The organism is Pseudomonas taetrolens, assembly GCF_900475285.1.
Taxonomy (GTDB): domain Bacteria; phylum Pseudomonadota; class Gammaproteobacteria; order Pseudomonadales; family Pseudomonadaceae; genus Aquipseudomonas; species Aquipseudomonas taetrolens.
Genome location: NZ_LS483370.1, coordinates 2003823 through 2026778 on the forward strand (window position 1 = coordinate 2003823; position 22956 = coordinate 2026778).

Below are 22956 nucleotides of genomic sequence, written 5' to 3' on the forward strand. Positions count from 1 at the left end.
CTGGCACGTTTGCCATCCCCTCTGGCTATTTCCTCAAGGTTTACTCGATGCGTCGTACTCTGGTTTCTATCTGTGTGCTTCAGGCGTTTTCTGCTCCTTCCTGGGCCGAGCAAGCTGCAACCGCTCCAAACAGCCTTGAGTTGCAAGCGACCGACATTGTTGGTTCGTCTGAGTATGAAACGGCACAAGGGCCAGTGACGGGCTACCGTGCCACACGTTCTGCCAGCGCGACGCGCACCGACACATCAATCCATGAAACGCCGCAATCCATCAGCGTTGTGCCCCGGGATGTGGTGGAAGACATCGGGGCGACACGGCTTCAGGATGCGCTTGATTATGCCGGGGGTGCCGGCCGGGCGAACAACTTCGGCGGCCAGGGGCTGACCACCTTCACCGTGCGCGGTTTTAGCACCGGCGAGTTCTATCGCAACGGTTTTCCGATCAATCGCGGTTACCCGAACATGCCTGATGCGGACACCATCGAGCGGCTGGAAGTGCTGCGTGGCCCGGCGACCACGCTCTACGGGCGAGGCGACCCCGGCGGTACGTTCAACGTCGTCTCCAAGCAACCGTTGGCGGAACGCACGGTGACACTGGGCAGCCAGCTCGACGATCAGGGGATGAAGCGCGGCACGCTGGATGCCTCCGGTCCGCTGGACGACGAGGGGCGCCTGGCTTATCGCCTGAACGTGGTGGGTGAGGGCGGTGAGTCTTTTCGCGATCATGTCGAAACCGAACGTTACGGTGTGACACCGGTGATTTCCTGGCAGGCCACTGACGATACCAAGGTGATCTTCGAGGGCGATTTCATGCGCAACAATCACCCGTTGGATCGCGGCCTGACACGTTATCCGAATCAAGTGGGCACGGCGTCCCGAGACACGTTCTTCGGAGAAAAAGACGTCGGTAAATTGCACAACGACAACAACATGGCACAACTGCGGTTCGAGCACTTCCTGAGTGATAACTGGACATTGGGTGGTGGATTCCAATGGCTTGATGGCTCGCTGAAAGGTAATGCCATTGAAGGCAACGGTATCGCTGCTGACGGGCGCACCCTGGGCCGCAACTTCAACTACCGCAAGCTGGAGTGGACGGACAAGGACACTCAATTGAACCTGACCGGGAATTTCTCTACGGGGAGTATCGACCACACGCTGTTGACCGGTATCGAATACGAGGATTACGACTACAAGTCCATCATCCAGCGTTCCAGCGGTGATGTCAGTGCCTACCCGATCGATATCTTCAACCCGGTGTATGGCCAGCCACGGCCGGCGTTGACCCGCACGCCGACTCATGACAAGGAAAACCTCAAGACCTACGCGGCTTTCGTCCAGGATCAGGTGGCATTGACCGAGCGCTTGAAGGTTTTGGCAGGGGCGCGTTTTGAGCGCTTCGAGCATGATTACGATACCTTCGTGCCAGGCGGCAGAAGCTGGCAAGCGAGCGACAATGCAGTGACGCCGCGTCTTGGCGTACTGTATGACCTGACCGATACCGTGGCGGTTTATGCCAACACCGCGCGCTCGTTCAAGCCCAATATCGGGGCCAGTCGTCAGGGGGGCGGGTTTGCGCCGGAAAAGGGCACCTCCTATGAGGCGGGCATCAAGTGGGAAGCTCTGGATCGCCAGTTGAATGTGGACGCGGCGATCTATCAGATTGAAAAACGCAACGTCCTCACCACCGACCCTGTGGATTCAACATTCAGCGTGGCCGCTGGCGAAGTCCGCAGCCGTGGCTTTGATCTGAACGTGGCCGGTAATCTGACCCCGGAGTGGCGGGTGATAGGCGGCTATGCCTATGTCGACGCCGAGGTCACCAAAGACAGCGTCATCCGCTCGGGCACCCGGCTGATGAATATTCCGAAGAACAGCTTCAGCCTGCTCAATGTGTACGAATTCCAGGACGGTCATCTGCAAGGGCTGGGTCTGGGGATCGGCGGCAAGTATGTCGATAAACGGGCGATCCAGACCGCCAACACGGGCTCTTCGATGGGCAGCTACACCGTCATGGACCTGCTCGGCTTCTACAAGATCAACGACAATGTCAGGCTGAACCTCGATGTGAAAAACCTCTTCGACCGTGATTATGAAGAGGGTGCCTTCGGCAATGTCTATGTCTACCCGGGTGAGCCACGAACCGTCCAGGTCGGTATTGCCTATACCTTGTAGGCCTTCAATTGCCCGCCTTGATATCGCTTGGTGTTGCACTTGAAACCGTGTGAATGACAGGAAACAGACGCTTCGGCGTCTTTTTTCGTTCCGCTGAAAATCACTGAAACGCAGCACACTCCGTTCAAGTGGATCGGTGCAGGGCGCTCGATTGTTTTTGCTGGTGGCTAACCCCAACTTGCAACATGGCTTCGGGACAGCCTACTGTCTGCAAGTCGGTTGAAAGGGCGAAATGCTGTTTCGCCCGTTTTTGATGTCATGAAGAAATTTATACAAAACAATAAGATATTCGCCTGTTTCAGAGCGTTTGAGACTGGCGCAGAGGTTGGTCATAGCGTTGGAGGTTTGATGAGCAACACAGGCATGCCCCGTACTCCCCAAGTCGCAGATGTCGTCTGCGAGCGCATAGAACGGCTTATCGTCGATGGAGTGCTCAAGACCGGGCAGCTGTTGCCGTCGGAGCGGCGCCTGACGGAAAAACTCGGTGTTTCCCGTACCGCACTTCGCGAAGGGCTGAAGCTGTTGCGTGCTCGCGGGATTATCAATACCGAGCAGGGCAAGGGTTCATTCGTGGCGGATCTGTCCGGTGATGCGGCCACGTCACCGCTGATGCATTTGTTCAGCTCACAGCCTCGCACGCTCTATGACCTGTTCGAAGTCCGCAGCCTGCTGGAGGGCGAGTCTGCGCGCCTTGCCGCCTTGCGGGGTACCGACGCCGATTTCGTTCTGATCACACGGGCCTATGAGGCATTGTGCGATGCCCACAGCCGTTCGCTGGATGCGTCGGCCCATGCCAGGCTCGATCATGCCTTTCACCTGGCGATCTGCGAGGCCTCGCACAACCCGGTGCTGGTTCAGACCCTGCGCTCGCTGACGGACCTGCTGCTCAATACGGTGTTCGCCTCGGTCAACAACCTTTATCACCGCGAACCCCAAAAGCGTCAGATCGACCGTCATCATGCGCGGCTCTACAACGCCGTGACCAGCCGCATGCCGGATCAGGCACGCAAGGCGGCCATCGCGCACATCCAGAGCATTTGTGAAAACCTCAAGGAAATCGAAAGTGAAGAGCAGCGGCTGGTCCGTGCCACACTGCGACTTGAGGGGTGGGCATGACGCAGCCCCTGGATCACTTGTCCTTGTACCTGTTCATCCTGGTCTGCGATGAAGGAACGATCGCTCGGGCAGGTGAGCGGGCCTTTATAGCGCCGTCAGCCGTCAGCAAGCGCATCTCTGATATCGAGGCGCGATTCGGGACGCCGCTGCTCAAACGCAGCAAGCGCGGGGTTGAGCCGACACCTGCGGGGCAGGCGCTGCTGCGTCATGCGCGATCACTGACCCGGGCCATGGAAAGGCTCGACAGCGAACTCAGCGAGTATGCCGAGGGCGCACGCGGCCATGTTCGGGTCTTGGCTAACGTCTCTTCGATCATGGAGTTCCTGCCTGAAGAACTGTCCGATTTCATGTTGGACAACCCGAGGATTCAGGTCGACATCGAGGAGCGGTTTAGCCCTGATGTAGTGCGTGGAGTCATGGAGGGCAATGCTGACCTGGGCATCTGCCGACGTTCGATGGCCGTGGGCAATCTGGCATTTCTGCCTTACCGCCAGGACCATCTCGCCGTTGTGGTCAGTGCGAGTCATCCTCTGGCGGACAGGACCCGTATCGCGTTCGAGGACACGCTGGACTTTGATCACCTGGGATTGTCGGCTTTCGCCACGCTCAATACCTTCATGCGTGAAGATGCGCAAACGCACGGCCGGGAATTGCGTTTCCGCTCCTATGTATCGTCATTCGACGCCGCGTTCCGCTTGGTGCAGTTCGGGCTCGGGCTGGCGGTGTTCCCGCTGGAAGCCGTAGCGCGTTACAGGCAGCTCTTCGACCTGCGCATCATCCCCCTGACCGATGACTGGGCGCTGGGGGAGTTTGTGATTTGTGTGCGGGATCGTGATGCACTGTCGCTTTCAGCCCGTCGGCTGCTGGATCACCTGCTGTTGCGGGCGCCGACGCGACAAACCATGGTGTAGCTCCATCCATCGCCGTTCACGATGGATCAAGCCGTGAATCACGTCTTTTCGGCCCCACGCTGTCTCTCTAGTCTAAGCCTGTGCTTCAGCCTGTGAGAGAACTTCATGACAACAATAACGATCAACGAAGTCGGTATGCGCGATGGCTTGCAAAGCCTTCAGGCCATCATGCCCACCGTCGCCAAGCGCCAATGGATCGATGCAGCCTATGCCGCTGGCGTACGGCATATGGAAGTCGCGTCCTTCGTCCCCGCCAAACTGCTGCCGCAAATGGCCGATGCCAGGGAAGTGGTCGCCCACGCCCTGAGTTATCCGGATCTGCTGGTTTCGGTCCTGGCGCCCAACCTGCGCGGCTGCCGCGACGCACTTGAATCTGGCGCCCACCGGATCATTGCTCCGATCTCGGCCAGCGCGGCCCATAGCTTGGCCAACGTGCGGCGCAAACCGCTGGAAATGGTCGAGGAGCTGGCGCGGATGTGCCAGCTGCGTACTGAACTGGGTTTGCACAACGTTCAGCTGATTGCAGGGATGTCCGTCGCGTTCGGCTGCACCCGCCAGGGCGATGTGCCATTGAGCGATCTGTGCGAGCTGACCGCTCATGTGCTCGAAGCCGGCTGTGATCTGGTCTCCCTTGGCGATACCACCGGTTACGCCAATCCAGGTCAGGTAGCGACTACGTTGCAGGCCATTCGTGCGATCGCCGGTGACAAGCTCAGGGCGGCGCACTTTCATGATACGCGTGGTCTGGCGCTTGCCAACAGCCTGGTGGCCGTACAGCAAGGCATCACCGAACTCGATTCGTCCCTGGCGGGGCTCGGGGGCTGCCCGTTCGCGCCGGGTGCATCCGGCAATACCGTGACCGAAGACCTGGTGTTCATGCTGCAAAGCATGGGGTACGACACGGGCATCGATCTGGCCGCGCTGATTGCTTCACGGGACATAGTGCGCGCCGCCTTGCCTGACGAAACCCTTTACGGCTGTATTGCCCGTGCCGGCCTGCCGCTCAATTACACCCCGCCCGTCCGCCACGCTTGAACGACTGCGATCAAGGAAAACAATAATGTCCAGACTTCCATTGGATGGCATTCGTGTCGTCGAAATTTCCCATATGGTGATGGGGCCGACCTGCGGGATGATCCTCGGTGATCTCGGGGCCGAAGTGATCAAGATCGAGCCTACCCGCGGGGATGGCACGCGCCGCCTGCTCGGCGCCGGTGCCGGATTCTTTCGCACTTTCAACCGCAACAAGCAGTGCATCGCCATCGATGTCAACACGGTGCAAGGGCGCGATGCCGTGCTGGAACTCATCGACACCGCTGACGTGTTCATCGAGAACTTCAAACCGGGGCGCATGAACGAACTGGGCTTTGGTTACGAGGTGCTTCGCCAGCGTAACCCGGGTCTGATCTATGCGTCGCACAAAGGCTTTCTCAAGGGGCCGTATGACAATCGCCTGGCCCTGGATGAAGTGGTGCAGATGATGGCCGGTCTGGCCTACATGACCGGTCCTGTCGGCAGGCCTTTGCGCGCGGGCAGTTCGGTGAACGACATCATGGGCGGAATGTTCGGTGCCATCGGCGTGCTCGCAGCGATCAATGACCGCAATGTCACCGGCGTCGGGCGTGAGGTGCAGAGCGCGCTTTACGAAAACTGCGTCTTGCTCGCCGCCCAGCACATGCAGCAATACGCTGTAACCGGGCAGGCTGCCGCGCCAATGCCGAACCGCATCAGTGCCTGGGCAATCTACGACGTGTTCGAGTTCGCCGGCGGTGAGCAAATGTTCGTGGCGGCTACTGGTGAAGGGCAGTGGAATGCCTTGTGTCAGGTGCTGGGTCAGACCGCACTGCTCGACGACCAGACCCTGGCCACCAATAACGACCGGGTGTTGCAGCGCCCTCGGTTGCTGGCGCATCTGGCCGAAGTCTTTGCCACGATGGATGCCCAGACGCTGGCTCTGGAGTTGGAGGCGCACAGCATTCCGTTTGCACCGATCCGTCGTCCAGAAGCGTTGTTCGATGATCCGCACCTGATACAAAGTGGCGGCCTGGCGAATCTCGAGCTCGAAGACGGGTCGTTCACAGCCATGCCATTGCTGCCGTTGTCCCTGGACGGTGCGCGACTGCAACCCCGTCGCTCGATTCCGCGCATCGGTGAGCACACCCACAAGGTCATGCGCGAACTGGGCTACAGCGACGAGCACATTGCCGAACTGTGCGCTGCCGGCGTGCTTAAAACTGACGCTCAGGCCTGAGGAAGCGCTGCCATGGCGATTTATCAATACGACACGCTGATCCCTGCCATCCATGCCGAAACCTTCGTTGCCGAAGACGCTACGGTGATTGGCAATGTCACGCTCGAGCAAGGTGTCAGCGTCTGGCCCCAGGCCGTGCTGCGCGGTGACAACGAGTCCATTCATATTGGCCAGCACAGTAACGTGCAGGAAGGGGCGGTGTTGCACGCTGACCCGGGCTTTGCGCTGACGGTGGGTGAGGGCGTAACCATCGGTCATCAGGCCATGTTGCATGGCTGTACCATTGGCGACGGTACGTTGATCGGCATTCAGGCGGTGGTGCTCAATGGCGCCGTGATCGGCAAGAACTGCCTGGTGGGTGCTGGTGCGATTGTCACGGAGGGCAAAGTATTCCCCGACAACTCGCTGATATTGGGGGCGCCGGCCAAAGTCGTGCGAGCGCTGACGCCTGAAGCCATCACTGGCATGCAGGACAATGCCCGGGACTATGTGTGCAAGGGGCAGGCCTACAAGGACAAATTGATTCGTATCAGTTAAACACCGTAGAGCAATGTCCCGCAGGACTTGACCTCTCTCCAATAATTACAAAAACGGAGAAACACCATGGTTGCCATGACTGGCGAAATGGCGCTTGCGCGCAACGAAGAAGCGATCAACGAGCTAATGCTCTATCGGCGTGTGGCCTGGCGCATCATGCCGCTGGCCATCATTTGCTTTCTGTTTTCCTATTTTGACCGGATCAATATCAGCTTCGCCAAAGCTCAGATGCAGCAGGAGCTTGGCTTGTCGGACGCGGCCTATGGTCTGGCGGCAAGCATGTTTTTTATTGGTTACGTGCTGTTTGAAGTGCCCAGCAGTCTGGGGCTTAAACGTTACGGAGCGCCGGCCTGGATCTGCCGGATCATGATTTCCTGGGGCTTGGCCACGGCGGCTTTAATGTTCGCCTACACCCAATACACGCTCTACTTTCTGCGCTTTCTGATCGGTGTCATGGAAGCCGGATTCGGCCCGGCCATCCTGTTCTACCTGGCATGCTGGTTCCCGAAAAAGCATCTGGCGAAGATGAACGGATTGTGGTTTTTGTCGGTGCCGCTGGCGGGGGCACTGGGCGGCCCGGCGGCCGGGTTTCTGTTGGGCACGATGGACGGTGTGCTCGGCCTTGCCGGCTGGCACTGGCTGTTCCTGATGTCCGGATTGCCCTGCGTGGTGCTGGGCCTACTGGTGCTGTGGAAGCTGGACCGCGATATCGAGTCTGCCAAGTGGCTGAGCCGGGGCGAGAAAGACCTGCTGGCTGCCAACCTCGAACAGGACCGGGCCAAAGCCAAACCGGTGCATGCCTCGCTGTGGCGGGTGTTGCTGACCCGGGAAGTGGCGATCATGGCGCTGATCTACTTCGTGATCAAAATGGCCTCATACGGCATCAATTTCTGGATGCCGCACCTGATCAAATCGTCCGGTGTGCAAAGCGTATTCTGGGTTGGCATGCTGTCATCGCTGCCCTACATTGTCGCGTGCATCGGCATGATCTGGCTGACCCGTCTTTCGGATCGCACTGGCGAGCGCAAGAAGTACCTGGTGATGTGCCTGGCGCTTGCTGCGGTGGGTTACTTGCTGGCCTGCCTGCTCTCCGGTTCTTCTTGGGCCATGATGATGGCGCTGGTACTGGCCACTGCGGGCACTTTTATAGCGATCCCGATCTTCTGGACCATTCCACAATCGACCTTCTCCGGGTTGGCGATTGCCAGCGGCACGGCGGCCATCAACTCCATCGGCCAACTGAGCGGCATGGTAGCGCCGGTTATGGTTGGCAAGATCAATGATGTTTCCGGGACCAGCTACATGGGCATGCTGTCCATTGCACCGATGATTCTGATTGCCTGCATTGTGGTCGTGTGCTTCGTCAAAAATCCGAAGGCCTGACCCGGTTGTTGCAACAACCTTGTTCCCGATAACAACAATAAAAAAGACCCAGCCATGACTACATTCACCACCCAGCGGGCATCGCTGATGCTCGCGACGCTTTGCTGTGCCTTTCAATCGGCGACGCAGGCGGGTTTTGTTGACGATGGAAAAGGCAGCATCGAGCTGCGCAACTTCTATTTCGATCGTGATTTTCACGGTGACTCGGCCACCCAGTCCCGGCGTGGCGAGTGGGCCCAGGGCTTCATGCTGAAGTTGCAATCGGGGTTTACTCCGGGGGCGCTGGGCGTTGGCATGGATGCCGTCGGTATGCTGGGGATCAAGCTCGACTCCAGTCCCGACCGGTCGGGAAGCGGGCTCTTGCCACGCGGGGCAGACAAGCGTGCCGTCGATGACTATTCAAAGGCTGTCGGTACGCTCAAGGCCCGGTTCTCGGAAACAGAGGCACGAGTAGGCGGTCTGAGCCCTCAGTTGCCGTTGCTGGCGTCCAATAACAGCCGGCTGTTCCCGCAGTGGTTCAATGGCACCCAAGTGATCAGCAAGGATCTGGACCGGTTTACTTTTACCTTGCTGGAGGTCGATTCCACCCAGTTGCGTGACTCCACGAATTTCGAAGACCTGACGGCGATGGCACAGCAGGGCGCATATTCTGCGACCGTCTCCAGCGATCGGTTGTATTACGTGGGGGTTGATTACCAACCGCTGAAGAGTCTGACGCTGAGCTTGCACACCAGCCAGTTGAAAGACCTATTCCAGCGCGATTTCGCCGGGTTCAAATACAGGCGGGGGATGGGCACCGGCGAGGTGTTCACCGAGTGGCGTTATTTTTCCGCGCGTGAGCAAGGGCGTGACTTACTTGGCAACGTCGACAACCGGACCTTGAGCACCCATTTTGGCTATTCGATCAAGGGACATACGCTCAGTGGCGGCTACCAGAAAGTCAGCGGAGATACGGCCTACGCCTACGTGGGCGGCACCGATACCTATTTGTTCAGCGAACAGCAGATCAGCACGTTTGCTCTGGCCAATGAGAGAGCCTGGATGATGCGGTATGACTACGACTTTGCAGCGCTCGGCATTCCCGGGCTGACCTTCAACGTACGTTATGTAAAGGGCGATCAGGTCGATCCGCAGCGTATCAGCAGCGTTAAAGGCCGCGCCCTGAATGCTGCAGGCGCAGAGGGTGAAGAGTGGGAGCGCACGACCGACCTCAGCTATGTGGTCCAGTCCGGTACGTTGAAGAATGTCTCGCTGCGCTGGCGCAACGCAACGATGCGTTCGAATTTCGCGGATGCGGCAGATGAGAACCGGGTCATCTTGGGTTACACCTTCGCGTTCTAGTCCGCCGGCGCCCGGTTGAGAAAAGCCCCGGCGTGACCGAAGTCACGCCGGGGAGGGTGCCAGCCAGCGCATGGATGTCGTGGACCCAAACGCCGGCTGTTGGAACGCTTGGTGGTTTATCCGCGCTCGATCGCCAGGGCGACACCCTGACCGCCACCGATACACAGCGTCGCGAGGCCTTTTTTCGCATCACGCTTTATCATTTCGTGCAGCAGCGACACCAGTACACGGCAGCCTGAGGCGCCGATCGGGTGGCCCAGCGCAATGGCACCGCCATTGACATTGACCTTGTTGGTATCCCATTCCAGTGCTTTGCCCACTGCCAGTGACTGGGCAGCGAAGGCCTCGTTGGCTTCGATCAGGTCCAACTCGTCGAGGTGCCAGCCGGCTTTCGCCAGACAGCCGCGAGTCGCCGCTACCGGGCCGATGCCCATGATCGCGGGGTCGACGCCGGCGCTGGCGTAGCCCGCAATGCGTGCCAGCACGGGCAGGCCCAGGGCTTTGGCTTTGTCGGCGCTCATCAGCACGACTGCCGCTGCACCGTCATTGATGGTCGAGGCATTGCCAGCGGTGACGCTGCCGTCTTTCTTGAAGGCAGGCTTGAGCTTGGCCAGGGATTCGGTGGTGTTGCCGGCACGCGGCTGTTCGTCGACCGCAAAGGACAGTGGATCACCCTTGCGCTGGGGAATCAGGATCGGCGTGATCTCGTCAGTGAAGCGCCCGGACTCGATGGCCGCACAGGCTTTGCGCTGGGAAGCGGCGGCGAAAGCATCCTGTTCTTCGCGGCTGAGCTGGTACTGGTCCACCAGGTTCTCGGCAGTGATGCCCATGTGGTAGTCGTTGAAAGCGTCGATCAGACCGTCATGGAGCAGGCTGTCGAGCATCTTGGCGTGCCCCATGCGCAAGCCGGTGCGCGCGGCGGGCAGAACGTACGGTGCCAGGCTCATGTTTTCCATGCCGCCGGCGATGATCACCTCGGCGTCCCCGCAACGAATGGCCTGAGCCGCGAGGTGCAGGGCCTTGAGGCCGGAGCCGCAGAGTTTGTTGAGGGTCAGCGCCGGTACCGAATGGGGCAGGCCGGCGAGAATCGAGGCCTGGCGTGCAGGGTTTTGCCCGCAGCCTGCCGTGAGTACCTGGCCGAGGATCACTTCATCGACCTGGTCACCGCGCAGACCGGTGCTGATCAGCAGTTGACGAATGACGGCAGCGCCGAGCTCGGTTGCCGGAATATTGGCCAACGATCCCTGAAAACTGCCAATGGCGGTGCGTGTGGCGGCGACAATGACGACGTCTTGCATCAAATCTCTCCTTGTCTGGGGGCTTCAGGCGAATTGCATTTCCGGAACATGCTCCGGAACGATCAGCTTGCCGGCGGTTTTGCTGACGATTTCCTCAACGGTGACGCCCGGGGCGCGCTCTTTGAGGACGAATGCACCGTCGTGGATTTCCAGGTAGGCCAGGTCAGTCAGTACACGTTTGATGCAACCCGCGCCGGTCAACGGCAGGCTGCAGCGCGACAGCAATTTTGATTCGCCGTCTTTGGACGCATGGGTCATGGTGACAATGATGTTTTCTGCGCCCGCCACCAGGTCCATCGCGCCGCCCATGCCCTTGACCATTTTGCCGGGGATCATCCAGGAGGCGATGTTGCCCTGTACGTCGACTTCAAAGGCGCCGAGCACGGTGAGGTCAATGTGGCCGCCGCGAATCATCGCGAACGACTCGGCGGAAGAGAAGATCGACGCGCCTGTGCGGGCGGTAACGGTTTGTTTGCCGGCGTTGATCATGTCGGCGTCGACTTCATCGGTGCGGGGAAACGCCCCCATGCCGAGCAAGCCGTTTTCCGATTGCAGCATGACTTCCATGCCCTCGGGGATGTAGTTGGCGACCAGGGTCGGGATGCCGATACCGAGGTTCACGTAAAAGCCGTCTTGCATTTCACGGGCGACGCGCTGAGCCATTTGTTCGCGGGAAAGAGCCATTGTTATTCTCCGTGCTCGATTTTCAAGAGCTAAGGGCAGGGGATCAGGAGCGGACAGTGCGTTGCTCGATGCGTTTTTCGAAGGTGCCGCAAATGATCCGGTCGACGTAGATCCCCGGGGTGTGAATCTGCGTCGGATCCAGCTCGCCGGGTTCGACGATTTCTTCGACTTCAACCACCGTGATCTTGCCCGCGGTGGCGGCCAGCGGATTGAAGTTCTGCGCCGTGTGGCGGTAGATCACGTTGCCAAAGTGATCGGCCTTCCAGCCTTTGACGATGGCGAAATCGCCGGTGATGGACTCTTCCATCAGATAGGCGCGCCCCTTGAATTCGCGGGTTTCCTTGCCGTCGGCTACGGGCGTGCCGACGCCGGTGGCGGTGAAAAAGGCCGGGATACCGGCACCGCCGGCACGCATTTTCTCGGCGAGGGTGCCTTGAGGGGTCAGTTCGACTTCAATTTCTCCGCTCAGCAACTGCTTCTCGAACAGGGCATTTTCACCGACATAAGACGCGATCACCTTGCTGATCTGCCGGTCTTCGAGCAGTACGCCAAGGCCGAAGCCGTCGACGCCACAGTTATTCGAGACCACCGTCAGGTCACGGATGCCTTGACGCTTGATCTCATTGATCAGGTTCTCGGGGATGCCGCACAGACCAAAGCCACCGGAGATGACGGTCATGCCATCTTTGAGACCGGCCAGGGCCTCCTCGTAGGACGCCACACGCTTGTCGAAACCTGCCATATGCACCTCTTGTTTTTAGGAGTCGGTGGTTAACCGTATGCAGTGAGTGTCACGTCGTCCCATTGATTTGTTAAGTTGATTTTTAAGATTGATTAATAGATAAAACAAACTAATCAACCTGGAGGCCAACGCCATGACCGTGAAACAGATCCGTGCCTTTCTCGCGGTGGCTCAATACCTCAGCTTTGCCACAGCCTGCGAACGCCTGCATTTGTCACAGTCGGCCTTGAGCCTGACCATCAAGGCGCTGGAAGAGGGGCTTGGCGGCAGGCTGTTCAGCCGCACCACACGCAATGTAGCCCTGACACCGGAAGGCGAGTCGCTGTTACCCCTGGCGCGCCGGCTGATCGCCGACTGGGACAACGCCGAGGATGAGTTGCGGCAACTGTTTACCCTGCAGCGTGGGCGGGTAACGTTGGCGGCCATACCGTCGTTCTCCTGCAACCTGTTGCCGCCGATCCTTAAAAGCTTTCGCATGCGTTACCCCAAGCTCAACGTCACGATTAATGACGTGATCAATGAGCAAGTGCTGGAGATGGTTCGCGATCGCCATGTGGAATTGGGCGTGGCCTTCGAGCCGATGTCAGGGGCATCGTTGACCTTTACCCCCTTGTATCTCGACCGTTTCGTCGCCGTGGTGCCCAGGGATTCAGCGCTGGCCGGGCGTGGGGACATTGACTGGAAAACTCTGCTCGAACAGCCGTTCATCACGTTGCAACGACCCTCCGCCGTGCGCGTGATGCTTGAAGAGCATTTGCAGGCGCGGCAAATGACCTTGCCGGTGGAGTTCGAAAGTCATCAACTGGCCACGGTCGGGCGCATGGTCGCCAGCGGGCTTGGGGTCAGCGCGGTACCGGCCCTGTGCGCCGAGCAAATGCAAGAACTGGGCGCGTGCTGCATCACCCTGCATAACCCTGTGGTGGAGCGAGCCATCGGGGTGCTGACCAAACCGGGTCATGAGTTGTCGGCGGCGGCCCAGGCGATGTTTGACAGCCTGTTGGTCATGGCGGCGGCGTCGGGAAGGGGGCCAGCGATAGGAAAAGCAGGACCTTCGGTTTAAGCCCCGTCAGTCGGCAAAAAGGTCTCTGCAGGAGCGAGCGTGCTCGCTCCTGCAGGTTCAGGGAGTCATGCCGGGATTTTTATTGATTGACCGGCATTTGCGGACGCCGTTTCAGGCGACGCTTGATAAACACGGCAACGAAAATCACGACCAGCCCCAGCACGCAGAAGAACACCGTGTTGAACCAGGGGAACGGCTCGGTGCGGCTATTGGTGGCTTCGATCGCGGTGATGTTCGGGAATACCGAGAAAATTTTGATGCGCCATCCGTAGTAACGAACGAGTGCCAACTGCTGGGAATCGCGGGAATACCCTTGGGCCTTGGCCTGGATATCGGCTGAGTCGAACTTGAAGTACCAAGGGAAAGACCAGCCCGTGTCCTCGTTGCGGTAAACCATGACCTCCTTGGTGACCGGGTCTTCGGTGTTGATGAAGTACACATCCCGGGTCGGGCCGTCGGCAGGGTTCTCGGCATTGATAACGCCATCGTGATCGACCCGTTTGACCTCAACGCCCGTCACCAGCACCACATCGTGTTGAGGGAGAAAGTAAAACAGCCCAAGCGCTACAGCGCCCACAGCAAGCAAGGCCACACCCAGAATGACGCCCTTGAGCCACTTCATGAAAACACCACGCACATATCGATAATTCCTGACTGATGTTGATTGAACTCATGACGCCGCAAGCGTTGCTTGACCAGCCTTTCAGCCACTGGTCAGGCCGCCGTCTAGCGTGAAGGATTCGCTGATTTTTAAACCTGAAAATCACGGCGGAACTTATCGCAGCCTACGTCGAGGACTACAAGTTCCGAATACGCGGCCTACATGATTTGTAGCAGTTTAGTGCTAAACGCCCTGAAACGCATGGCTGGGGTGAGTGAAACACGGGGCAGCTGTGCCTCAAGTGCTGGCCTCGTTACAGATTGCTGACGCTATGAGTGCAGGGGGCGGCTCAGCAGCGCCTCAATGATCTGCAAGCAGTGATTGAGCCCCGGTGATACATCGCCCGCGCGGCGGCTCAGGATGATGGGCGAGGTCGCGTTATCTTCCACAATGGGTGTAAAGCCAATATCGTCGCGGTGCAGCAATTGTACGGATGCCGGCACCAGCGTGACGCCGATACCCGCCGCCACCAGGCCGATGGCGGTTTGCAGTTCGTTGGTCCATTGCGCCACCTGGATGCTTGAACCATAGGATTCGAAGAGCGCAATCACATGGTCGGCATAGCTCGGTCGTGGGTTGCCCGGATAGAGTACGAAAGGTTCTTTCGCCAGTTCACGAAGGCTGATTGGCCTGGCAAGCAGGGGGTGGCCGACGGGGAGGGCAGCCACCAGCCGGTCCTGGGTCAGGACAGTTTGGATGATGGCCGTGTCGTCGATGCGCATACGGCCGAAGCCGATATCAATACGCCCGGACTTGAGCGCTTGTACCTGCTGCAGGGTGGTCATTTCCGAAAGCCCCAACTCCAGCTCCAGAGAGTTGCCGCTGCGCAAGCGGCGAATCAGCTCCGGTAGCACGCCATAGAGTGTCGATGGCGCAAACCCGATGCCCAGCCAGGTTTTTTCGCCGAGACCGATGCGTCGTGTGTTGTCGCTGACCTTGCTCAACTGTTCGAGCAGGGCGCTGGAATGTTCATGGAAAAATCGTCCGGCATCGGTGAGTTTCAGCGGCCGGCCACGTTCCAGCAACAACACCCCGAGTTCGTCTTCCAGCTGCTTGATCTGCCGGCTTAGCGGTGGCTGGGCGATATGCAACAGTTCGGCCGCCCGAGTGAAATTGAGGGTTTGAGCCAGCACCTGGAAATACCGTAGATGACGCAGTTCCATGAAGCCTCCAGCAACAGGTTTAATACCTTAAAGGTATCAAGTGAGACCAATTCTATATTGGTATCGCGAAAAAAGTCGTACCAGAATCGATCCCGTAATTTTTAAAACCTGACGGGTATCGACATGCTTGAAACAGCCATTGAATCGATCGAGACGGTCATTGTCGACTTGCCGACCATTCGCCCGCACACATTGGCCATGCATACGATGCAGAACCAGACTCTGGTCATCATCCGTCTGCGTTGCGCTGATGGCATCGAAGGCATTGGTGAGTCCACCACCATTGGTGGCCTGGCTTATGGCAACGAAAGTCCTGAAAGCATCAAGACCAATATCGATAAACACTTCGCCCCCCTGCTGCTGGGCCAGGACAGCAGCAATATCAATGCCGCGATGTTGCGTGTGGAGCGCAGCATTCGCGGCAACACGTTTGCCAAATCAGGTATCGAAACCGCGCTGCTCGATGCACAGGGCAAGCGGCTAGGTCTGCCGGTCAGTGAGCTGCTGGGCGGGCGCGTCCGCGATACGTTGCCAGTGGCCTGGACCCTCGCCAGTGGTAACACTGAACAAGACATCGGCGAAGCACAAAAGATGCTCGATCTGCGCCGTCACCGGATCTTCAAACTGAAAATCGGGGCCGGTGAAGTCAGCCGTGACCTGGCTCACGTGATTGCGATCAAGGCTGCTTTGGGGGATCAGGTCAGCGTGCGGGTTGATGTCAACCAGGGCTGGGATGAGGCGGTCGCGTTGCGTGCCTGCCGCATCCTGGCAGACAACGGCATTGACCTGATCGAACAACCGATTTCGCGCCATAACCGGACGGGAATGGTGCGACTGAACGCCATGAACCTTGCTCCGATCATGGCCGACGAATCCATCGAATGCGTAGAGGATGCGTTCACTCTGGCGCGAGAAGGTGCGGCCTCGGTATTTGCACTGAAAATTGCCAAGAACGGAGGCCCGCGAGCGATGTTGCGAGCGGCGACCATCGCTGAAGCGGCCGGTATTGCCCTGTATGGCGGCACGATGCTTGAGGGAGGGATCGGCACCCTGGCATCAGCTCATGCCTTTGTCACGCTGAATAAACTGGCGTGGGGTACTGAGTTGTTTGGCCCGCTGTTGCTGACTGAAGATATTCTCGGCGAACCGCTGGTGTATCGCGATTTTGAGCTTCTTGTACCGAAAACACCGGGCCTGGGCCTGTGCCTCGATGAGGATCGCCTGGCATTTTTCCGTCGCGCCTAGATTCCCCCTGTCAATCATCACGTCCAAGGAGAGCATCATGCTGTTTCACGTAAAAATGACCGTGAACCTGCCGGTCGATATGTGTCCTGAAGCCGCCGCCCGGCTAAAGGCTGACGAAAAAGCTCTGGCTCGACGCCTGCAAGAGAAGGGCAAGTGGCGTCATCTGTGGCGAATTGCCGGCCTCTATGCCAATTACAGCGTGTTCGATGTCGACAGCGTCCAGGAGCTGCATGATCTGCTGATGCAGTTGCCGTTGTATCCGTACATGGCGATCGAGGTCAATGCACTGTGCCGCCATCCTTCTTCCATCCGTGAAGACGACCGTTAAATCCGGCCAGCCTGTTTAGTTCGCTGCACTAATAATTACAAGATGAGGAACCATCATGAGCGTCAAGATCTCCCACATGGCCAGTACCCAGGACTTTCTCAAAGAGGCCAGCGGGCTTCTCAACGAGGCTGGCAACCCGCGTGTCAAAGCCTTGATCCATCGTATTCTGCGTGACTCGGTGAGCATCATCGAAGACCTAGCGGTGACATCGGAGGAGTTCTGGAAGGCGGTCAACTATCTCAACGTGCTGGGCGCCCGACAGGAAGCCGGCTTGCTGGTGGCCGGTCTCGGTCTGGAGCATTACCTCGACCTGTTGATGGATGCCGAAGATGAGCTGGCCGGCAAGTCCGGTGGCACACCGCGGACCATTGAAGGACCGCTGTACGTTGCAGGTGCGCCACTTTCCGAGGGTGAGGCGCGACTGGATGACGGCGTCGATCCGGGGGTACCGCTGTTCATGCAAGGGCAGGTCAAAAACACGGCAGGTGAGCCGCTGGCCGGCGCAGTGGTAGACGTCTGGCACGCCAACACCGGCGGCACCTACTCCTATTTCGATACCGCTCAATCGGCCTTCAACCTGCGGCGCCGTATCGTTACCGATGCCGAGGGCCGCTATCGCTTTCGCAGTATCGTGCCGTCAGGCTATGGATGCGCTCCGGACGGGCCGACCCAGCATCTGCTCGATCAATTGGGCCGTCATGGCCAGCGTCCTGCGCATGTACACTTCTTCATTTCAGCGCCGGATCATCGTCACCTGACGACCCAGATCAACCTCGACGGTGATCAGTACCTGCATGACGATTTCGCTTACGCCACACGTGACGAGCTGATTGCCAGAATCAGCTTTAGCGATGATCAGCGCCGCGCCGAAGAGCGTGGGGTCAGTGGACGATTTGCCGAAATCGAGTTCGACTTCACCTTGCAGTCTTCTGCGCAGCCGCAAGAGCAACAACGCCAAGAACGGGTTCGCGCACTCGAGGGTTGATGACTCGCGTGATTGCCGAGCGTTAATCGAGACACTGCTTCGTTCAGTCGGGCAGGAGCATGTCCGTGAACAGGTCGGCAATCTTTTCCATGTCGCGGCAATCGCCCACGCGCTGGTTGATGACAAAGCCGTCAAATGCCATCCACAGAATGTGTGCCAGGAGGCCGTCGTCAAGCAGGTGATGGCGCTCCTGGGGCAGGGTTTCGAGCATCATCTCGCTGATCTGGGCCTCTGCCCACTTGAGCAGATCATTGGGTTTGCTCTGTTGGCGAGGGGCGCTGGCCAGGGCTTCGATCATGCAGTTGGCAAAGGCCTGGTCGGCCATGGGCAGCTCTGACCAAACGCCAATCAGTATTCGTTTCAGCCGTGCCCGTGGCTGGCGCAAGCGGCTGACCGAGTCTTTGAGACGGACCACCTGGTCCTGAAACCAGGGCGTATAAATCGCATAGAGGATCAGGAACTTGGAATCGAAGTAGACGTACAGGTTCGATACCGTCACTCCAGCTTCGCGAGCGATGCTGCTCATCGTGGTCGCCGTGTACCCCTTGTGTTTGAACAAGGTGAATGCGGATTCGACGATGGCATCGCGGATTTCCATTTTTTTGATTTGAGCCACGCACTACTCCTGTTGGATCGCTCTCGCACGCTCGTGCAATGGAGGCGGATCATACCAGTTAGGGCCCTTACGGTCCCCAAACCTTCGCGCCAAATCGCCTGTTAAACGATTGGCGATCGTTTTATTCGTCGACTTACCCCATAAAAACACCTTTATTCTGAGGTGTTGACAGGAGCTAAAGATCGAATACAGAATGGTATTCGTTAATTAGGCGAACTGATGGGGTTGGAGAAAAATAATGAGCACTAAGCGCACCTTTATCACTGATGACTATCCCGAGCTGGGTAAAGGCCCGGTGCCGACCGAGCCCTACATCTCTGCTGAGTATTACGAGCGTGAAAAAGAGCACATCTTCAAGAAGACCTGGCTTGAAGTAGGGCGGGTTGAAGAAATCCCCAACGCCGGGGATTACATGGTCAAGGACCTGGAATGTGCCGATGCGTCGATCATCGTTGTGCGCAACAAAAAGGGGCAAATCAACGCGATGCACAACGCCTGTTCGCACCGGGTCAATCAGATCGCCTATGAAAAATGCGGGACCACCCGCAAGTTCTCCTGCAAATTCCACGGTTGGGCGTTTGATCTGGATGGCAACCTGACCGGCGTGCCGGAAGAAGAGTGCTTCTTTGATCTGGATAAGTCCGCCAATGGCCTGACGCGAGTCTCCTGCGAAGTCTGGCAAGGTTTCATCTTCATCAACATGCAGCTGAAACCGCAGCAGTCTCTCGAGGATTACCTCAAGCCCATGTTCGGTTCGATCGAGGGCTATCCGTTTGAAAAACTGACCTCGGGCTTCTCCTGGGTCAGTGAGGTGGAATGCAACTGGAAGCTGGCGCTGGATGCCTTTCAGGAGGCTTACCATGTCGCCTACATTCACGGCCTGTCGATCGCCGATGCGGTCGAGAAGGACGCAAGTGGTGCCATGCCGCCCCTGGGGGCCCTGTGTGGCGAGTACCACCGTCGGTTGTCTCTGTCGGGTAACCAGAAGTCAGTCTATGGCAACCCCAAGGCTATGACCGAAGGCGGTCAGGCCTTTGAAGAGGCGTTGATTGAAGCGAGCAAGTCCAAGCCGATCTCGGCGGCGGCGCTACGCGGCGCAGTAGGGAGTGCCACCTATGATTTCCCTGTCGAGGCATTGCCCGAGGGCATGAACTGGACCAAGAGCCCCAACTGGTTATTCGATATCAACGTCGTGTTCCCGGACCTGTATTTGTCCCTGCGACCCAATTACTTCCAGTGCTACACCTTCCGCCCTACGGCCTACAACCGCACGCGTGTCGAGTGCCGGGTGTTCTACCCGCAGATGACCACGGCCGGCGGGCGCTTTTTCGTGGAGTACATGAAAGTCGCTTTACGCGATGTGCTGCTCGAGGACATGAGCACCGTGGAGCGCACGCAAAAGGCCGCCGAGACTGGCGCCAAGCGTTTCATGTTCCTGCAGGACAACGAAGTACTCGTGCGTCACAACTATCACGCTGTCGAGCGCATGCTGGAACGCAATGCTGCTCAAGCCGCTGCGGAGTAAACACCATGAATATGATTGCAACCTCCCAGACCGATCACCCTGTAAACGTACTGCTGCCTGAGGCTTTTCAGGCCCTGCAGGCTTATGTCGGCGTTTGGGCGCTGGCGACCGAAACTGAACGCAATATCCAGCGTCATCGCCAGTCGATGCCCAGCATCATTGCTTTCAAGGACGCCATGATGGCGCAGATCGACGAGCTGCTTGTGTTCGTCAACCGCAAGCCTTTGGCCGAACTGGACGAGGTGGACACCATTCTGCTCAAGCTGCTGCTGTCGCTGGCTGAAATCGCCCCGACGATCGAGTGCTACAACCAGCAGGAAGTGGTGTACGGCTTCGATCCTCGCCGCTTTGTGGCAGAAGAAGATTTTTCTCTCAAGCCCGTGTATTGAGTGCGGAGGTGTCTATGACCAAGTGCAGAGTTTTTGGTATCGATGACGGCCTCAAGGAGGTCGTGGCCGACGGGCTGTATATGAAGCACCTGTTTGGCAAACAGATCAGTGTGTCAGTGGTGAAGTTCGTTGAGAAAGTCGGGCATGACTTGCCCGCCAAGGCGCACGTCCACGGCGAAGAAGCATCGTTGCAGCTGGTCGGCGGGTGCACGGTATTTGAGGGGCTGGGCCAGGAGGGTGATGCTGCCGTACCCATGGCGGCGCACAGCGCCATGATCATTCCTGCACAACTGAGTCACTACGGCAGCAACCACTTTGGGGCCCAGGGTGTGAGCATGCGCCTGAACGTGGTCACGCCGCCGCGGCCGGAGTTCGGGCCGGAAGACAGCGTGCCCTATTACCCGCTCAAGAATCGGGTGGAACGCTCATGAATTCTCAGCAGTGTCTTGTTACTCCGCCACTGGACCCGGTTGAAGGCAGCAGTGTGCACGGCGATGCATTTGACCTGCAGCTGCGCCCGTTTGCCTTGGGTGAGTCGGTCATGGGGGGTGTCGGCGACCTGGGCGAGGAGGTTGGCGCGGTCGTTGAGGGCAGCTTTGATGTGTTCGCCGCTGACGAGTGCTACAGCCTCAGTGCTGGTGAGGCGATCATCATTCCGCCGCATGAACCGCGACGCTGGGTCTGTACGTCGGCCGCAGGGCTGCTGTATCGCGTGATCGTGCGCATGGGGACGGTGCAGGAGGGGGTGTCATGAGTGTCCGACGCGTTGCGATTATCGGCGCCGGGCACGCCGGCGGGCGTGTAGCCCAGCACTTGGTGGCACTGGACAGCACTTGCCAGGTGCTGCTGATCGGCGATGAGCCGTATGCGCCTTATGAGCGCCCGGCGTTGTCCAAGGCTGTACTGGCGGGTGAGCAGGCGTGGGGCGAGCTGATGCTGGCCGCAGACGAGTTCTGGAGCAGTAATCCCCGGCTGGAGCGTATTACTGCGCGGGTGATCGGACTGGACAGTGAACGTCGTCGATTGAGTCTTGATGACGGACGTCAGCTCGATTTCGACGAGTTGGTGGTGGCCACTGGCGGCGCGGCGCGCCAATTGAATGTGCCGGGGAGCGATTTGCCCGGGTTGCATGTACTCAGAGGGATTGGCGACTGCGAGAAACTGAGCGCGACTCTGGTCGCCGGCTCGCGGCTGCTGGTGGTCGGAGCAGGCGTTATCGGTATGGAAGTGGCTGCAACGGCATCGGGGCTGGGGGTCGCGGTGACAGTGCTGGATGTCTCCGATCAGATTATGCGGCGCTGCCTGCCAGCCCCCGTTTCGCAGTGGCTGGCGACCCAGCATCAGCAGGCGGGTGTCGCGTTCAAGTCGCAGGTTGGCGTGCAGTCAATCACCCATGACGGTGCGGTTTATCAGGTCCAGGTGCAAGGCCCTGAGGGCGCGCTGGAGGTACTGGAGGCCGAGCAGGTGCTGCTCGCCATTGGTATTGACTGCGACACCGAATTTCTCCGGGAGGCGGGCATCACGTGTCGCAACGGGGTGCTGGTCGACGGGTTCTGCCGCAGTCCGGATGCTCCGTGGTGCTATGCCGTGGGCGATGTTGCCAACTGCGATAACGCCTTCTACGGCCGATCGTTGCGCCAGGAGACCTGGCGCAACGCGGAAAACCAGGCGCTGGCTGTCGCGCAGCAGATTGCCGGGAGTGCGCAGCCTTATGCTGAAATTCCCTGGATGTGGACTGACCAGCTTGGGCACAACATTCAGGTTGTCGGCTTGATCGATGACGCCGACGAACATGTCTGGCGCGGCGATCTGGCCCAGGGCAAGGCGACTCTGGTGCTGTTTCGCGAGCAGCGGGTGGTGGCGGCGGTGATGATCAATCAGGGCAAGGAGCGCAAGGCGCTGGAAGGGTTGATCCGGGATCGCCGGGTTGTCGACCGGGCGCTGCTGGGGGACGTGTCAGTGTCCCTGAAGGCGGTGGCGGCATGAACGACTTTTCACGTTTGGCCGAGCGCTTGCACCGGCTGGAAGCCTGTGAGGCCATTCGGCAGCTCAAGGCCCGTTACGCGGCCTTGGCCGACGCCAAATACACCGCCGACTATCGCCGGCAGGAGCCTGTACGTCTGAAGGAAGTGGCCAGGGAGCAGGCCGGGTGCTTTACCCCGCAGGCGGTCTGGTATGGCGCCGAGTTCGGTGGCGACAGGGTCGGGCGGGAAGCGCTGGCCGAGTGGTTTGAACAGTCGCCCTGGTGCTTTGCCGCGCATTATTACCTCGGTGCGGACATCGACGTCGACGGCAGGCAGGCCCGGGCAAACTGGCGCCTGTGGCAATTGGCGCTGTGTGCCGACAGCACTGAAGCGGTGTTGTTGATGGGGCGCACCGAGGAGACGTACCTGCATACCGAAGCGCAAGGCTGGCTGATCGATTCGATGCGTTTTTGCGACGTGCAAGTGACGGCGCTGGGGGCTGGAGCCTTGCCATTGGCGCCTGGGCTTGAGGCCTTGCGTGCGCGAACCCCTTTTCCGGTGCGCACTGCGTACTAATTGATTG

24 protein-coding genes are annotated in these 22956 nt (G+C 58.9%); 18 read left to right on the forward strand and 6 right to left on the reverse strand.

The genetic code is table 11. From position 1 onward, the window contains the following. Positions 1–47: 47 nt before the first annotated feature. From DQN55_RS09325 to DQN55_RS09360, 8 genes are all read left to right on the forward strand, one after another. Positions 48–2174: a TonB-dependent siderophore receptor gene (locus tag DQN55_RS09325; protein ID WP_048380562.1), complete on the forward strand. Its 2127-nt coding sequence runs from the start codon at positions 48–50 to the stop codon at positions 2172–2174. A gap of 348 nt (positions 2175–2522) precedes the next feature. Continuing rightward, positions 2523–3290: a transcriptional regulator GlcC gene (glcC, locus tag DQN55_RS09330; protein WP_048380559.1), complete on the forward strand. Its 768-nt coding sequence runs from the start codon at positions 2523–2525 to the stop codon at positions 3288–3290. After that, positions 3287–4201, forward strand: a complete 915-nt coding sequence (locus DQN55_RS09335) for a LysR family transcriptional regulator (protein ID WP_048380557.1) — start codon at positions 3287–3289, stop codon at positions 4199–4201. Before glcC ends, DQN55_RS09335 begins: the two co-directional genes overlap by 4 nt. Before the next feature lie 105 nt (positions 4202–4306). Further along, positions 4307–5236: a hydroxymethylglutaryl-CoA lyase gene (locus tag DQN55_RS09340; RefSeq protein ID WP_048380555.1), complete on the forward strand. Its 930-nt coding sequence runs from the start codon at positions 4307–4309 to the stop codon at positions 5234–5236. A 25-nt stretch (positions 5237–5261) separates the two neighbouring features. After that, complete coding sequence (locus tag DQN55_RS09345) at positions 5262–6452, forward strand: CaiB/BaiF CoA transferase family protein (protein ID WP_048380554.1); 1191 nt, start codon at positions 5262–5264, stop codon at positions 6450–6452. A 12-nt stretch (positions 6453–6464) separates the two neighbouring features. After that, complete coding sequence (locus DQN55_RS09350) at positions 6465–6989, forward strand: gamma carbonic anhydrase family protein (protein ID WP_048380552.1); 525 nt, start codon at positions 6465–6467, stop codon at positions 6987–6989. 66 nt (positions 6990–7055) lie between these two features. Then, positions 7056–8372 carry an MFS transporter gene (locus tag DQN55_RS09355; RefSeq protein ID WP_048380550.1) on the forward strand — a complete coding sequence of 439 codons (1317 nt, stop codon included), beginning with the start codon at positions 7056–7058 and terminating at the stop codon, positions 8370–8372. Positions 8373–8426: 54 nt separating this feature from the next. Then, complete coding sequence (locus tag DQN55_RS09360; RefSeq protein ID WP_053070906.1) at positions 8427–9713, forward strand: OprD family porin; 1287 nt, start codon at positions 8427–8429, stop codon at positions 9711–9713. A gap of 116 nt (positions 9714–9829) precedes the next feature. Here DQN55_RS09360 and DQN55_RS09365 read toward each other — a convergent pair whose 3' ends face one another. From DQN55_RS09365 to DQN55_RS09375, 3 genes are read right to left on the reverse strand one after another with little or no spacing between them, the layout of a single operon-like run. Next, the gene (locus tag DQN55_RS09365; RefSeq protein ID WP_048380548.1) at positions 9830–11011 is read right to left on the reverse strand and encodes an acetyl-CoA C-acetyltransferase; all 1182 of its coding nucleotides are present in this window, start codon (positions 11009–11011) and stop codon (positions 9830–9832) included. Between the two features lie 24 nt (positions 11012–11035). Beyond that, complete coding sequence (locus tag DQN55_RS09370; RefSeq protein ID WP_048380546.1) at positions 11036–11695, reverse strand: CoA transferase subunit B; 660 nt, start codon at positions 11693–11695, stop codon at positions 11036–11038. Positions 11696–11738: 43 nt separating this feature from the next. After that, positions 11739–12437 carry a CoA transferase subunit A gene (locus tag DQN55_RS09375; protein WP_048380544.1) on the reverse strand — a complete coding sequence of 233 codons (699 nt, stop codon included), beginning with the start codon at positions 12435–12437 and terminating at the stop codon, positions 11739–11741. A 133-nt stretch (positions 12438–12570) separates the two neighbouring features. On the opposite strand from DQN55_RS09375, the gene DQN55_RS09380 reads away from it, so the two are divergent. After that, positions 12571–13497 (forward strand): LysR family transcriptional regulator, encoded by a 927-nt coding sequence (locus DQN55_RS09380; protein ID WP_048380542.1) that lies wholly within the window; start codon positions 12571–12573, stop codon positions 13495–13497. A gap of 79 nt (positions 13498–13576) precedes the next feature. On the opposite strand, the gene DQN55_RS09385 is transcribed toward DQN55_RS09380, so the two are convergent. Continuing rightward, positions 13577–14119 carry a DUF1523 family protein gene (locus tag DQN55_RS09385; RefSeq protein ID WP_048380540.1) on the reverse strand — a complete coding sequence of 181 codons (543 nt, stop codon included), beginning with the start codon at positions 14117–14119 and terminating at the stop codon, positions 13577–13579. Positions 14120–14427: 308 nt separating this feature from the next. Then, entirely contained in the window at positions 14428–15321 is an 894-nt protein-coding gene (locus DQN55_RS09390) for a LysR family transcriptional regulator (RefSeq protein WP_048380538.1), read from the reverse strand. Between the two features lie 123 nt (positions 15322–15444). On the opposite strand from DQN55_RS09390, the gene DQN55_RS09395 reads away from it, so the two are divergent. From DQN55_RS09395 to catA, 3 genes are read left to right on the forward strand one after another with little or no spacing between them, the layout of a single operon-like run. Continuing rightward, positions 15445–16566 carry a muconate cycloisomerase family protein gene (locus DQN55_RS09395; protein ID WP_048380535.1) on the forward strand — a complete coding sequence of 374 codons (1122 nt, stop codon included), beginning with the start codon at positions 15445–15447 and terminating at the stop codon, positions 16564–16566. Between the two features lie 37 nt (positions 16567–16603). Beyond that, positions 16604–16894 (forward strand): muconolactone Delta-isomerase, encoded by a 291-nt coding sequence (catC, locus tag DQN55_RS09400; RefSeq protein WP_048380533.1) that lies wholly within the window; start codon positions 16604–16606, stop codon positions 16892–16894. 55 nt (positions 16895–16949) lie between these two features. Further along, complete coding sequence (catA, locus tag DQN55_RS09405) at positions 16950–17879, forward strand: catechol 1,2-dioxygenase (protein ID WP_048380531.1); 930 nt, start codon at positions 16950–16952, stop codon at positions 17877–17879. A gap of 43 nt (positions 17880–17922) precedes the next feature. Here catA and DQN55_RS09410 read toward each other — a convergent pair whose 3' ends face one another. Next, a complete protein-coding gene (locus tag DQN55_RS09410) occupies positions 17923–18495 on the reverse strand; it encodes a TetR/AcrR family transcriptional regulator (RefSeq protein ID WP_048380529.1) in 573 nt (190 codons plus the stop codon). Between the two features lie 238 nt (positions 18496–18733). Here DQN55_RS09410 and DQN55_RS09415 point away from each other — a divergent pair, with 238 nt between their 5' ends. From DQN55_RS09415 to DQN55_RS09440, 6 genes are read left to right on the forward strand one after another with little or no spacing between them, the layout of a single operon-like run. Beyond that, the gene (locus tag DQN55_RS09415) at positions 18734–20020 is read left to right on the forward strand and encodes an aromatic ring-hydroxylating oxygenase subunit alpha (RefSeq protein WP_048380527.1); all 1287 of its coding nucleotides are present in this window, start codon (positions 18734–18736) and stop codon (positions 20018–20020) included. Between the two features lie 5 nt (positions 20021–20025). Further along, entirely contained in the window at positions 20026–20409 is a 384-nt protein-coding gene (locus tag DQN55_RS09420) for a hypothetical protein (protein WP_048380525.1), read from the forward strand. Positions 20410–20423: 14 nt separating this feature from the next. Further along, positions 20424–20840, forward strand: coding sequence for a hypothetical protein (locus DQN55_RS09425; RefSeq protein WP_048380523.1), 417 nt, complete (start codon positions 20424–20426; stop codon positions 20838–20840). Beyond that, the gene (locus DQN55_RS09430; protein WP_197714161.1) at positions 20837–21163 is read left to right on the forward strand and encodes a hypothetical protein; all 327 of its coding nucleotides are present in this window, start codon (positions 20837–20839) and stop codon (positions 21161–21163) included. The genes DQN55_RS09425 and DQN55_RS09430 overlap by 4 nt, the downstream gene beginning before the upstream one ends. Beyond that, complete coding sequence (locus tag DQN55_RS09435; protein ID WP_048380521.1) at positions 21160–22395, forward strand: NAD(P)/FAD-dependent oxidoreductase; 1236 nt, start codon at positions 21160–21162, stop codon at positions 22393–22395. The genes DQN55_RS09430 and DQN55_RS09435 overlap by 4 nt, the downstream gene beginning before the upstream one ends. Next, positions 22392–22949, forward strand: a complete 558-nt coding sequence (locus DQN55_RS09440; RefSeq protein ID WP_048380519.1) for a nuclear transport factor 2 family protein — start codon at positions 22392–22394, stop codon at positions 22947–22949. Before DQN55_RS09435 ends, DQN55_RS09440 begins: the two co-directional genes overlap by 4 nt. Positions 22950–22956 lie beyond the last annotated feature (7 nt).